The organism is Actinomycetes bacterium (assembly GCA_035489715.1).
GTDB lineage: Bacteria > Actinomycetota > Actinomycetes > JACCUZ01 > JACCUZ01 > DATHAP01.
In genome coordinates this window covers 1-12771 of record DATHAP010000116.1, presented here as the reverse complement: position 1 = coordinate 12771, position 12771 = coordinate 1, and the positions used below count along the sequence as shown (strand labels likewise).

General features: G+C 71.9%; 14 protein-coding genes. 5 read left to right on the top strand and 9 right to left on the bottom strand.

Annotated features, from left to right (window positions below):
• From VK640_09055 to VK640_09035, 5 genes are all read right to left on the bottom strand, one after another.
• Window positions 1-228: ATP-binding cassette domain-containing protein (locus VK640_09055; protein HTE73334.1), on the bottom strand; the 228-nt coding region annotated here is incomplete at its 3' end.
• Complete coding sequence (locus tag VK640_09050; GenBank protein ID HTE73333.1) at window positions 229-1059, bottom strand: ABC transporter permease; 831 nt, start codon at window positions 1057-1059, stop codon at window positions 229-231. It abuts the gene before it with no gap.
• A gap of 136 nt (window positions 1060-1195) precedes the next feature.
• Entirely contained in the window at window positions 1196-2254 is a 1059-nt protein-coding gene (locus VK640_09045; protein HTE73332.1) for an iron-containing alcohol dehydrogenase family protein, read from the bottom strand.
• The gene (locus tag VK640_09040) at window positions 2242-2985 is read right to left on the bottom strand and encodes a phosphocholine cytidylyltransferase family protein (GenBank protein HTE73331.1); all 744 of its coding nucleotides are present in this window, start codon (window positions 2983-2985) and stop codon (window positions 2242-2244) included. The genes VK640_09045 and VK640_09040 overlap by 13 nt, the downstream gene beginning before the upstream one ends.
• An 11-nt stretch (window positions 2986-2996) precedes the next feature.
• The gene (locus VK640_09035; GenBank protein ID HTE73330.1) at window positions 2997-4055 is read right to left on the bottom strand and encodes a glycosyltransferase family 2 protein; all 1059 of its coding nucleotides are present in this window, start codon (window positions 4053-4055) and stop codon (window positions 2997-2999) included.
• Between the two features lie 64 nt (window positions 4056-4119).
• On the opposite strand from VK640_09035, the gene VK640_09030 reads away from it, so the two are divergent.
• Window positions 4120-5547, top strand: a complete 1428-nt coding sequence (locus VK640_09030; protein ID HTE73329.1) for an LCP family protein — start codon at window positions 4120-4122, stop codon at window positions 5545-5547.
• Between the two features lie 21 nt (window positions 5548-5568).
• Here VK640_09030 and VK640_09025 read toward each other — a convergent pair whose 3' ends face one another.
• On the bottom strand, window positions 5569-6021 hold the full coding sequence (locus VK640_09025) for an acyl-CoA thioesterase (GenBank protein ID HTE73328.1): 453 nt from the start codon (window positions 6019-6021) through the stop codon (window positions 5569-5571).
• A 92-nt stretch (window positions 6022-6113) separates the two neighbouring features.
• Here VK640_09025 and VK640_09020 point away from each other — a divergent pair, with 92 nt between their 5' ends.
• Window positions 6114-7295: an LCP family protein gene (locus VK640_09020; GenBank protein ID HTE73327.1), complete on the top strand. Its 1182-nt coding sequence runs from the start codon at window positions 6114-6116 to the stop codon at window positions 7293-7295.
• 17 nt (window positions 7296-7312) lie between these two features.
• Here the strand turns inward: VK640_09020 and VK640_09015 are convergent, their stop codons facing one another.
• Window positions 7313-8464: an acyl-CoA dehydrogenase family protein gene (locus tag VK640_09015; GenBank protein ID HTE73326.1), complete on the bottom strand. Its 1152-nt coding sequence runs from the start codon at window positions 8462-8464 to the stop codon at window positions 7313-7315.
• A gap of 35 nt (window positions 8465-8499) precedes the next feature.
• Between VK640_09015 and VK640_09010 the strand changes: the two genes are divergently transcribed.
• From VK640_09010 to VK640_09000, 3 genes are read left to right on the top strand one after another with little or no spacing between them, the layout of a single operon-like run.
• Window positions 8500-9819 carry a UDP-glucose/GDP-mannose dehydrogenase family protein gene (locus tag VK640_09010; GenBank protein HTE73325.1) on the top strand — a complete coding sequence of 440 codons (1320 nt, stop codon included), beginning with the start codon at window positions 8500-8502 and terminating at the stop codon, window positions 9817-9819.
• A 26-nt stretch (window positions 9820-9845) separates the two neighbouring features.
• A complete protein-coding gene (locus tag VK640_09005; GenBank protein ID HTE73324.1) occupies window positions 9846-10211 on the top strand; it encodes a CoA-binding protein in 366 nt (121 codons plus the stop codon).
• A gap of 17 nt (window positions 10212-10228) precedes the next feature.
• A complete protein-coding gene (locus VK640_09000; protein ID HTE73323.1) occupies window positions 10229-11143 on the top strand; it encodes a hypothetical protein in 915 nt (304 codons plus the stop codon).
• Window positions 11144-11334: 191 nt separating this feature from the next.
• Here VK640_09000 and VK640_08995 read toward each other — a convergent pair whose 3' ends face one another.
• Together VK640_08995 and VK640_08990 are read right to left on the bottom strand one after the other, a co-directional pair.
• Window positions 11335-11844, bottom strand: a complete 510-nt coding sequence (locus VK640_08995; protein HTE73322.1) for a GNAT family N-acetyltransferase — start codon at window positions 11842-11844, stop codon at window positions 11335-11337.
• Between the two features lie 191 nt (window positions 11845-12035).
• Complete coding sequence (locus VK640_08990) at window positions 12036-12437, bottom strand: VOC family protein (protein HTE73321.1); 402 nt, start codon at window positions 12435-12437, stop codon at window positions 12036-12038.
• Window positions 12438-12771: the final 334 nt, after the last annotated feature.

Genomic DNA, 12771 nt, shown 5'->3' with positions numbered 1-12771 from the left:
CAGCACCCCGGCGATCAGCTTGAGCAGGGTGCTCTTGCCCTGACCGTTGCCGCCGACCAGCCCCACGGCCTCCCCCGCACCGACCTGGAAGCTGATGTCGCGCAGCGCCCAGAACTCGCCCTTGCGCGACTTGGTGCGGCCGCGGACGACGTCGCGCAGCCGCTGGTTGCGCGCACGGTTGCGCCGGAAGCTGATGCCGAGCCCCTCGGCCTCGATGACGGGGCTCACTCAGATCTCCTTGAGCACGAGGCCCTCGAAGCGCCGGAACACCCGGATGCCGATGAGCAGCAGCACCACGGCGAAGACGGCGCTGAACAGCACGGCCGACCAGCCCACCCACTGGTCGGGGAAGAAGGCCATGCGGTAGAGGTCGAAGATCCCGGCGAGCGGGTTGACGAACGCGTAGATGTCGGCGATCGGGACGCCCAGCACATCCTTGTCGAAACGGGTCGCGATGTCGTTGATCCCGTAGAGGATCGGCGAGAAGTAGAAGAGCAGCCGCAGCACGATGCGCATCAGCCGCGGGACGTCGCCGTAGAGCGTGGCGAGCGGCGCGAGCGCGAGCCCCGCGCCGGTCAGCAGCACGGCCTGGATGCCGGCGGCGAGCGGGAAGTAGACGACCTGCCAGTGCAGCTGCGCCCCGGTGAAGACGGCGAAGACGGCGAGCACCGGGATGGCGAAGAGGAACTCGACGAACTTCGACCCGACCGTGCGCAGGACCCAGATCTCGCGCGGCAGGCTGGTCGACCGGACCAGCTTGGCGTCCTTGGACAGGGCCCGCATCGAGCCGCGCACCACCCCGTTGGTCCACTGCCACGGCAGCATCGCGCACAGCAGGAAGACGATGTAGGGGGCCTCGCCGATGGTGCGCTCCATCAGCACGGAGAAGACGAACCAGTAGACGAAGGCCATCATCAGCGGGTCGAGGATGGTCCAGACGTAGCCGAGGACCGACGACGCGTACTTGACCTTGAGGTCGCGCGAGATCAGCAGCTGCAGGATGCGGCGGCTCTGCCACAGGGTGCCCAGACGAGTCGTCGGCTCGACCAGGGCAACCACTGCTCTCCAACCAGATGCGCACCGGTGACGCTCACCGAAGGACCGGGGAACGCTATCACCGGGACATCACGCCACCTTGCGCGCGGCTGCGGCGTGACCGCGGGGTCGAGCCGTCCTGAGCCGCTCGCAGTCGCCCTCAGTCGCCGTACGTCGCCACGAACTCGTCCACCCTGGCCCGGGTGGCCGGCGGGTCGAGGTCGAGGTGCTCGAGGATCGTGTAGCGGTCCGGCCGGGTCGAGGGCGCCAGCAGCACCGCCTCGGTGAACTGCTCCGCGGAGAGACCGAGGTCCGCCGGCACCCGAGGCAGCTCGTGCCGGCGGAGGCAGTCGTCGACCAGGGTGGCCGAGCGCTCGTCGCCGCGGAGGTAGAAGGTGTAGAGGGCGCCGACACCGGCCAGCTCGCCGTGGTTGCCGGCTCCCGGGAAGAGCACATCGACCGCGTGCAGGATCTCGTGGTCGGCGCCGCTGCAGGGCCGGCTGGAGCCGGCGGCCGCCATGGCCATCCCGGACAGCACCAGCGACTCGGCGAGGGCGGTGAGGAACCAGTCCGAGTCGATGCCGTCGGTGCGGTGCAGGATCGCGTCGGCCGCCGTCCGGGCGAAGGTGTCGGCCAGGCCGTCGAGCGGCTCGCCGCGCTCGTCGTGGGCCAGCCGCCAGTCGTCGAGCGCCGACAGGTTGCTGACAACGTCGCCGATCCCCGATCGCACCATGCGCGGCGGCGACGTACGGACGAAGTCGAGGTCGACCACCACCGCGATGGGCAGGCTGACGCCGAAGGACCCCTTGCCGCCCTCGTGCAGCAGCGAGCTGACCGGCGACGCGATGCCGTCGTGCGCCAGGTTGGTCGCCACCGACACCATGGGCAGGGCCGAGCGGGTGGCGGCGTACTTCGCGACGTCGAGGGTGCGCCCGCCGCCGATGCCGACCAGCGCGTCGTAGTGCTTGCCGCGCAGGCGGGCCTGCAGCTCGCCCGCGGCGTCGAGGCTCCCGCCGCTGACCGCGAAGATGTCGGCGTTGTCCAGCGCCGGGCCGATCTGCCCCACCAGCTGCTCGCCCTGGCCGGGGCCGACCGCCACCGCGACGTGACCCTCGGAGGAGATGCGCCGGTCGGAGAGCAGCTCCCCGAGACCGGTCACGGCGCCGGCCCGGATGTCGATGAAGAGGGGGCTCAGCAGCATCCGGGCTAGTAGCGGCACGCGATCTCCCGCGCCTTGGCGAGGTCGTCGTGGTTGTCGACCTCGACCCACGGCAGGTCACCGATCGGCGCGACCCCCACGTCGCCGCCCGAGTCGACCAGCGTCTGGTAGCCGTCCTCGTAGTAGAGGTCCGGGTCGCGCTCCCAGGTCTCCTTCAGCGCCGCCGCGAGGGCCTCGGCCGCGTCGGGCTTGATCAGGGTGGCGCCGATGTACTCGCCGTGAGCCTCCGACGGCGACATCAGCTTGGTGATCCGCCGCATCAGCCCGCGGTCGTCGAGGGTGACCTTCATCTCCTCCTCGTCGAGGACCTTGGCCCGGTCCAGTGCCAGGAGGATCCCGGCGCTGCCCGGCTCCTCGGCCGCCGCGAGCAGGGTGCGCTCGACGTCGACCGGGTGCACGGTGTCGCCGTTGACGAGCAGGGCACCCCGGGCGAAGTGCTCGCGTGCCAGCCAGAGCGAGTAGCAGTTGTTCCACTCCTCGGCCTTGTCGTTGTGCACCAGCGTGAGCCGCACGCCGTGGCGCTCCTCGAGCTCCGCCCGACGCGACTCGACCGCCTCCGCCCGGTAGCCGACGACCACCGTGACGTCGGTGAGCCCGACCGCGGCCAGGTTGCGCAGCCCGATGTCGAGGATGGTGGTCTCGCCGTCGACCGGCACCAGCGCCTTGGGCAGGGTGTCGGTGTAGGGCCGCAGCCGTCGTCCGGCGCCGGCCGCCAGCACCATGCCGATCATCGACGTGCCGGTCATCGAGGATCTCCTTGGTCGGGAAGCGCGCGTGGGGACCCGGGGACGCTATCGCGCCCGCTCTGGCCGCCCGGCGGCCCGCTGCGCAGGCCTCGTGGGCTGGACAGGAAGCCGAAGCCCCAGGCGCCGTGCATGGTCGCGAGCACGAGTGGCAGCCAGGCACGCGCGCGCGGCGGCAGGCCCCGACCCGCGACGGCCGACCCGGCCAGCACGCCCACGACGTAGCCGCCGGGTGCCAGCAGGGCCGGCCGCCGGCCGACCAGCCCCACGACGGTCCCCGCGGTGACCGCGACCAGCGCGACCGGCGGTGCCAGGTAGCGCGCGTTGGCCGTGCCCGGGTGCTCGCGCATGACGACCCGCCGCCAGCGTCCGTAGTCGCGGTACTGCCGGGCCAGGGCACGCAGCGTGGAGCGCGGCCGGTAGGTCACCGACATCCGAGGCGTGAACCACACCAGGCCACCGCCCTCGCGGATGCGGTGGTTGAGCTCCCAGTCCTGGGCTCGCAGGAAGGTCTCGTCGTAGCCGCCGAGCCGGTCGAGCACCTGGCGGCGGAAGGCGCCGAGGTAGACCGTCGATGCCGGTCCCTCCTCGCCGCCGGTGTGGAACGCGGCCTGTCCGACGCCGATCGGGCTGGTCATGGCGGCGGCGACGGCACGCTGGAAGTCGGTGACCCCCTCGGCCGCCATCAGGCCCCCGACGTTGTCCGCGCCGGTGCGCTGCAGGGTCTCGACGGCCACCCGCACGTAGTCGGCGGGCACCAGCGCGTGCCCGTCCAGCCGCACGACGACGTCGTGCCGGGCCACCCCGAGCGCGCGGTTGAGCCCGGCGCCGGTGGCCCCGGTGGGGTTGCTCACCAGCCGTACCCGGTGGTCGTCGGCGGCAAGGTCCCGGGCGACCTGGTCGGTGCGGTCACGGGAGGGTCCGAGAGCCAGCACCACCTCCAGGTCGCCCTCGTAGTCCTGGCCGAGCACGGTCGCGACGGCGGAGCGCAGGTGCTCCTCCTCGTCGAGCACCGGCATCACGACGGAGACGCCCGGGCTGGCTGAGAGGTCGGACACAGGCGCCCACGGTAGCGGCGAGCCTGCCGGGGTCCGGCGGCCAGCCGCCCTAGCCTCGATCCCCGTGTCGCCCTCGTTCGGCCGCTGGTCCCGCCGGCTGGCCCTCGTCGCCGCAGCCGCCGCGTCGGCCATCGTGCTCGTCGTCGCCGGCTCGGGCTACGCCCTGATCTCGTGGTCGGCCGGCTCGATGGAGCGGGTCGACGCCTTCGAGGGGCTGACCGACCGACCGGCCACCAGCGCGGCCGGCTCCACGACGTTCCTGCTGGTGGGTTCCGACGGACGTACCGGCATGTCCGACGAGGCCATGCGCCGGCTGCACGTGGGCAACGCCGCGACCGCCGCCGGCCGCCGGGCCGACACGATGCTGCTGGTGCACGTCTCCGGGCGACACGGCACGGTGCGCGTCGTCAGCCTGCCGCGCGACTCCTACGTCACGATCCCGGCGCACACCGGCTCCGACGGGTCGGCGGTGCGGGAGCACAGGGGCAAGCTCAACGCCTCCTACGCCTACGGAGGCCCGCCGCTCACCGTCGCGACGGTCGAGCGCACCACCGGCGTCCGGGTCGACCACTACCTGGAGGTCGACTTCCTCGGCTTCGTGCGGCTGGTCGACGCGGTGGGCGGCGTCGACGTCTGCACGCCGGTGCGGATGCGCGACCGCAAGGCCGGTCTGCGGCTGCACAAGGGCACCACGCACGTCGACGGCGGGACCGGGCTGGCCTACGTCCGGGCCCGCAGCGTGGACGCGCGCGCAGACCTCGGCCGGGTGGAGCGCCAGCAGCGCTTCCTCGCCGCGATGGCGCACCGGGCGATGAGCAGCGAGGTGCTGCTCGACCCGCGGTCGCTGGTCCGCTTCCTCGACGCCGCGATGTCGGCGGTCCGGGCCGACCCCGGTCTCACCGAGTCCGAGCTGGTCGAGCTGGGCACCCGGCTGCGCCACGTCTCGGGCGACGACATCCGGTTCCAGACCGTCCCGGTCGCCAACCCGTCGTTCCGGTCCCCTGCCGGCGAGTCGGTCGCGCTGTGGGACGACGCGGCGGCCGGCGAGCTCTTCGCGTCGATGCGCGAGGACCGCGCGGTCGCCCACGAGCGGCTGCCCCGCAAGGACCGGCCGACCGTCCCGCCCTCGCAGGTCAGCGTGCAGGTCTACAACGGCCTCGGGACGCCCGGCCTCGGGACCCAGGTGTCCGCCGAGCTGACCGGCCGCGGCTTCGCCGTGGCGGGTCCGGCGCGGGACTACCGGCGCACCGGAGTCGCGCGGACGACGGTCCGCTACGACTCGCGCTACACCGAGAGCATCAAGACAGTGGCCGCCGCGGTGCCGGGTGCGCGGCTGGTGTCGGTGCCCGGCCTGGGGCGGACCCTGCAGGTGGTCGTCGGCCGGTCGTACGCCGGCACCCGGGCCGTCCGGGTGGCCGCCCCGGCCGCGGCCGCCGCGGCGTCCTCCGGCGCCGGCACGCCGCGTACCGCCTCGGCCGACACCTGCACCTGACCCAGCCGCATCGAGGTCCGGTCAGCCGGGCTGGCCGCGGGAGGCGAGGATCGCGGCCCGGCGGGCCAGCCGGTGGGTGCGCCGGATCTCAGCCTCACCGACCCGCCGTCGGTCCTCGTCGGTCTCGGGCAGCACCGGCGGCACCGCGCGCGGGGCGCCCTGGTCGTCGACCGCCACGAAGACGAGGTACGCCGTTGCGACCCGCACCGGCTCGACGCCGGCCCGGTCCCACGGCTCGGCGAGCACCCGCACGCCGACCTCCATCGACGTGGTGCCGGTCCAGTTGACCTGGCCCTCGGCGTGCACCAGGTCGCCGACCCGCACCGGCTCCAGGAAGGCCATCTCGTCCATCGAGGCGGTCACCGCCGCGCCGCCCGAGTGCCGCTGCGCGACGACGCCGGCCACGTCGTCGACCAGCTTCATGACGACGCCACCGTGCACCGTCCCCAGCAGGTTGGTGTCGAGCACGGTCATGATCCGGCTGAGACGGCCGCGCGCCGCGCTGGTCGGTCGCCCGGCCGCCGGGTTCCGTTCGTTCACAGGCGGCAAGGGTACGGTCGTCCACCGTGAGCGGACCGAAGGACTGGCCCGAGGGCTGGTCGCGCGACGGCGGTCGGTCGGTCGGCGGCGGCCGACGCTCGGCCGGCGACAGCGACGCGACCGAGATCCTGCCCCCGGCCGGGACCGTCCGCCCGGCGCGGCCGACCGCGGGCTCGGCCCGCGGCGCCACGACGCAGCGGCTCGAGCCGGCCGCGCCTCGCCGCGAGGCCCAGCCGCCGCCTCGGGAGCGGGCACCTCGGGAGCGGCCGGCGCGAGGCGGCGGGTCCCGGCGCTGGCTGCGCACCGCGCTGCTCGTGCTGGCCGGCCTGGTGGTCCTGCTGGTCGTGCTGTTCATCTACTTCTACTCGCGCATCGACAAGGTCGAGGCGATCACCGACTACGACGGGCGCCCAGAGCCGGCCTCCGGCACCAACTGGCTGATCGTCGGGTCGGACAGCCGCGAGGGCCTCTCGGACCAGGAGATCAAGGACCTCCGCCTGGGCAAGGTCGAGGGCCGGCGCACCGACACGATCATCCTGCTGCACAAGCCCGCGAGCGGGAAGCCGACGCTGGTCAGCCTGCCCCGCGACTCGTACGTGCCGATCCCCGGCCAGGGGCGCAACAAGCTCAACGCGGCCTACGCGCTGGGCGGTCCGCAGCTGCTCGTCCAGACCGTCGAGACGGTCACCGGCGTCCGCATCGACCACTACGCCGAGGTCGGCTTCGGTGGCTTCGTCGGCATGACCGACGCGGTCGGCGGGGTCGAGCTCTGCCCCGAGCGGCGGATCAAGGACCGCAAGAGCGGCCTGGACGTGCAGAAGGGCTGTCAGGAGATGGACGGGCCCACCGCGCTGGCCTACGTCCGGGCCCGCTACTTCGACCCCAAGGGGGACCTGGGCCGGGTCGAGCGCCAGCAGGAGTTCCTCGGGGCGGTCTTCGACGAGGCGACCGGCCCCGCGGTGCTGCTCAACCCGTTCCGGTGGGTGGCGCTGGGCAACGCGTCGACGACGGCGCTGACGATCGACGAGGGCGACGGGCCGTGGTCGCTGGTGCAGTTCGCGCTGACCATGCGGAAGGTAGCGGGTGGCGACGGGCGGCGGATCACCGTGCCGGTGGCCGATCCCAACTACACGACGTCGGTCGGGTCCAGCGTCCGCTGGGACCGGGAGCGGGCCCTCGAGCTGTTCCGCTCCCTCGACGCCAACTGACCCGTCGACTGACGGGCTCAGCGCAGCAGCTGGCGGGCCATCACCAGGCGCTGGATCTGGTTGGTGCCCTCGTAGATCTGGGTGATCTTGGCGTCGCGCATCATCCGCTCGACCGGGTAGTCCTTGACGTAGCCGTAGCCGCCGAGCAGCTGCACCGCGTCGGTGGTGACCTCCATCGCGGTGTCGCTGGCGAAGCACTTCGCCGCGGCGCCGAAGAACGTCACGTCGCTGTCGCCACGCTGGGACTTGCCCGCCGCAACGTACGTCATCTGCCGGGCCGCCTCGAGCTTCATCGCCATGTCGGCGAGCATGAACTGGATGCCCTGGAACTCGGCGATCGCCTTGCCGAACTGCTTGCGCCCCTTGACGTACTCCGTCGCGTGCGCCAGCGCCCCGGACGCGATGCCGACGGCCTGGGCGGCGATGGTGACCCGGGTGTGGTCCAGCGCCCGAAGGGCCGTCTTGAAGCCGGTGCCCTCGGCACCGACCAGGCGGTCCGCAGGGATGCGGCAGTCGTCGAAGTAGAGCTCCCGGGTCGGCGACCCCTTGATGCCGAGCTTCTTCTCGGGGGCACCGAATGTGAAGCCCTCGTCGGACTTCTCGACGACGAAGGCCGAGATGCCGTTTGCCCCGGCGTCCGGGTCGGTCACCACCATCACGGTGTAGTACTCCGAGATGCCGGCGTTGGTGATCCAGCGCTTCGCGCCGTTGAGCACGTAGCTGTCGCCGTCGCGGGTCGCGGTCGTGCGCATGGCCACCGCGTCGCTGCCCGCCTCGGGCTCGCTGAGGGCGTACGAGAACATCGCCTCGCCGCTCGCGACCGCCGGCAGGTAGCGCTTGAGGAGGTCCTCCGAGGCGGAGAGCAGCAGCGGCATCGTGCCCAGCTTGTTGACCGCCGGGATCAGCGACGTGGAGGCGCAGGCCCGAGCCACCTCCTCGATCACGATGCAGGTCGCGAGCGCGTCGGCACCGGCGCCGCCGTACTCCTCCGGGATGTGGACCGCGTGGAAGTCGGCCTTGCGCAGCGCGTCGTAGGACGCCTGGGGGAACTCCCCGCTCTCGTCCACCTCGGCGGCGAGCGGGGCGATCTTGTCGTCGCAGACCGCTCGGACCGCCTCGCGCAGCATCAGGTGCTCGTCGGACAGGCGGTACAGGTCGAAGTCGCTCACAGGTCGAGGTTACGGCGGCGATAGCCTCCTCCGTCATGACCCTGTGCCTCACCGTCCTCGGCACCGGCTACCTCGGTGCGACCCACGCCGCCTCCATGGCCGAGCTCGGCTTCGAGGTGCTCGCCATGGACGTGGACGAGGCGAAGATCGCGATGCTGGCCGACGGCCGGACGCCGTTCTACGAGCCCGGTCTCGAGGATCTGCTGCAGCAGAACCTCAGGTCGGGGCGACTGCGCTTCACCACGTCGTACGAGGAGGTGGCGGCCGTCGGGGACGTGCACTTCCTCTGCGTGGGCACGCCTCAGCGCAAGGGCGAGTACGCCGCGGACCTGCGCTACGTCGACGGTGTCGTGGACGGGCTGGCCCCCCACCTGGACCGGCCGTGCCTCGTGGTCGGCAAGTCGACCGTGCCCGTGGGCACCGCCGCGCGGCTGCGCGACCGGCTGACCGCCCTGGCACCGGCCGGCGAGCGGGCCGAGCTGGCGTGGAACCCGGAGTTCCTCCGCGAGGGGTTCGCCGTCCAGGACACCCTGCGGCCGGACCGGCTGGTGGTCGGCGTCACCAGCGACCGGGCGGAGCAGCTGCTGCGCGAGGTCTACGCGACGGCGATCGGTGGGGGCACACCGTTCATCGTCACCGACTACGCCACCGCCGAGCTGGTCAAGGTCTCGGCCAACGCCTTCCTCGCCACCAAGATCTCGTTCATCAACGCCATGGCCGAGCTGTGCGAGGCGACCGGCGCCGACGTGACCGTCCTCGCCGACGCGATCGGCCACGACGAGCGCATCGGCCGCAAGTTCCTCAACGCCGGGCTCGGCTTCGGTGGCGGCTGCCTGCCCAAGGACATCCGCGCCTTCATGGCGCGCGCCGGCGAGCTCGGCGTCGACCAGGCGCTGTCGTTCCTGCGCGAGGTCGACGCCATCAACATGCGCCGGCGGGGCCACGTGGTCGACCGGGCCCGGGCGATGTGCGGCGGCTCGTTCCTCGGCACCCGGGTGGCGGTGCTCGGCGCCTCCTTCAAACCCGACTCCGACGACGTGCGCGACTCGCCTGCCCTGAACGTGGCCGGCCAGATCCAGCTGCAGGGCGCGCAGGTGACCGTGTACGACCCGCGCGGCATGGACAACGCCCGGCTGCTCTTCCCGACGCTCGGCTACGCCCGGTCCGCGACGGAGGCCTGCGACGGGGCCGACCTGGTGCTGCACCTCACCGAGTGGCAGGAGTTCCGCGACATGGACCCGACGGCGCTCGAGGGTGTCGTGGCCCAGAAGCGCATCATCGACGCCCGCAACGCCCTGGACCCGGCGCGGTGGCGGGCCGCCGGCTGGACCTACGGCTCGCTCGGCCGGCCGTGAACTCCGTCGTCACGCGGGTCCTCGGCATGCAGACCTGGGCGGTCGTCGGGCTGCGCGACAACCCGGCCCGCGCGGCCTACCGCGTCGCGAGCTTCCTGCAGGACAAGGACAAGCGGATCGTCCCGGTGCATCCCATGGCCCAGGACGTCCACGGCGAGGCCGCCTACGCCACGCTGGCCGACATCCCGTTCGCGGTCGACGTCGTCGACGTGTTCGTCAACTCCTCGCTCGCCGGTGACATCGCCGATCAGGCCGTCGCTATCGGCGCGCGCGCCGTATGGTTCCAGCTCGACGTCAGGGACGACGCCGCGGCGGCGCGGGTCAGGGCCGCCGGGCTGGACATGGTGCAGGACCGCTGCCCGGTGATCGAGTGGCGGACCTCGGCGCCGTAGCAGCGGAGGTGGCCGGCATGCGAGCAGCCCGCCGGGCGTCGGCAGCGCTGGCCGCCTGTGTCGCAGTCGGGATCATGGCCGGCGCCTCCGGCCCCGCCGTCGCCACACCACCGTCGAGGTCGGCAATCGCGGCCCCGACGCCGTACGTCGGGTCAGGCACCTGGGTGTCGGTGTTCGCCGGCGACGCGGTGTGGGACCACCCGTGGCGGCACGTCCGGCTGATGCACGAGCGCGGCGTACGCACGCTCTACCTGCAGACCGCCAGCACCACGACCCCGGCGCGCACCGACCTCTACCGGCCGTCCCGGATGGCCGCGTTCCTGCACGCGGCGCACGCCCGCGGGATGACGGTGGTCGCGTGGTACCTGCCGCCACTCCGGCGGGTGGCGCGCGAGCACGACCGCGCGATGGCGGCGATCGGCTTCCGTACGTCGCGAGGCCAGACGTTCGACGGTTTCGCGCTGGACATCGAGCCGTCCGCGACGACACCGAGCGGCGACCTGCGCGACGACAACCTGCGCCGGCTGAGCCGTCGGCTGCGAGCGTCGGTCGGCCCGGACTACCCGCTGGGCGCCATCGTCCCGTCACCACGAGGAATGCAGATCATCAAGCGGTTCTGGCCGGACTTCCCCTACGGCATCGTCGGCCGGTTCTACGACGCCGTGCTGCCGATGAGCTACTCGACCTACCGCGTCTCGGGTGCGGCGGCGACCTACGACTACACGGCGACCAACGTCGCGCTGCTCCGGGCTGAGCTCGGCGACCTGCCGATCCACCTGATCGGCGGGGAGGCCGGTGCGCTGTCCGGGCGGGAGACGAGCGCCTTCGTCGCGGCGGCCGGCGACGGCGGCGCGGCCGGCGCCAGCCTGTGGCACTACGGCCGGACCGGTCCCGAGGACTGGGCCGCCCTCCAGCGGCTCACTGTCCCCTGAGCGCGGCAGCAGGCTGGCACCCCATACCGGTTGGCGGGGCTGCGTCACATTGAACGGGCTCAGGCTCTCCTGACGTCTGATTCCGCACGATCACGAAGATGGGCTGGGCGGTTCCAGTCGGCTACTGACGGGTGCGAGTAGCGGCACCTGCGCGCGGCCGACGCAAGCCGCGCCTTTGGGCACTCGCATAGTCAAACGGCGTTGCGGCCGGCGATCGTCCTGCGCATCCGAATGAGTGGCACCGGCGTGCCTGCGGCGGGATCGTCGACGTGCTCTACCGGCACGAACCCTGCCGCTTCGTACAGCGGCTGCCCGGAGAGCGTGGACATGAGTTCCAGCTTCGTGAACCCTGCGGCAGCCGCTGCGGCATCGCAAAGATCGAGGATCAGGCGACCGACCCCCCGACGCGCGAACTCCGGATGGGTATACATCGCCCGGACCTTGGCGGGGTCGTGCGACGGGTCGAGTAATGCGGCGTCCCTCCCGCCGGAATGGTCGCCCCCATACAGCGTGGCGCGGCGGCTCCATCCGCCGCAACCAACGACCCTTCCGTCAAGCTCCACCACGAAATACGTCCCGTCGTCGATCAACTGGGTGTCGATACCCATGATCGCGTGGCTCGAATTGATCTGCGCCTCGTCGAGAAAGCCCTGCTGTAGTCGGTCGATGGCTGCCTCGATCAGCGGCACAAGGACTGGCATGTCCTCGCGACTCGCCAGGCGACTCGTCAGGCCCACCACTGCTCCAAGCGATCTGGCAAACGGCGCCCGATGGGCGCGACCGCCCAGGGCGTAAGGCCCTCACTCGATCATGGTGCACGGCTCGACATTGCCGATTCCATCCGGTTGTCTCAGCCACCGCTCGGGTGATGGTACGGCACCTACCCAGCGACTTAGTCAGGCTCTGCCACGTACATCGTGTTGCCGTCCAGATCCCAGAACTCGAACATCAACGGCGCCGTCGGCCAGTCCAAGAGATCACCGACCTTCAGTCCGAGGGCGGCCAGGCTGGCATGGGCCGCACGAGCATCGGGCGTGACGAACCGGATCCCGGTGTCGATGCCGGTGGGCAGCTGATCCGTCGTGGCGATCACACTCAGCCTGGTTTCGCCGTCAGGCGCGGCCATGTCGATCCAGCGAAACCCAACGTTGACGTCCGCGTCGAACCGCTTCTCGAAGCCAAGTTGTTCGAACAGCCGAACTGTGGCGTCCTGATCGGCGACGGCGATCGCCACGGTCGAGATTCCGCTGAGGATGACTGCATCTTGAGGCATGTCCTTATAGACATTCGGCACGACCGAAACTCATCGCAGCCACAGGTTCGTGCCCGCCAGGGGATCACACGCCGGTGGGGGCGTTGGTCCCCGCTCACCGGGCCAAGCGCCGCTGGCCACCCGTTCTGCTTCCGGGTCGGCTGAGACTGCTCGAAAGCTCCGTAGTAGCCGGATCTGTTCGCTCTGCAGCGACCCCTCTGGGCGGGTGGAGGTCTCCGCGGAAACGTCTCCGAGCGAAACGGCGCCTCTGCTGGTTCCGACCGGTTCGTCAACACGGAAGCGGAAGATCGTCCCCCGGCCACACAGTGCCTCGGCGGCCGTGGACTGCCGGCGCGCCGCGCTTGATGTCCCTCGT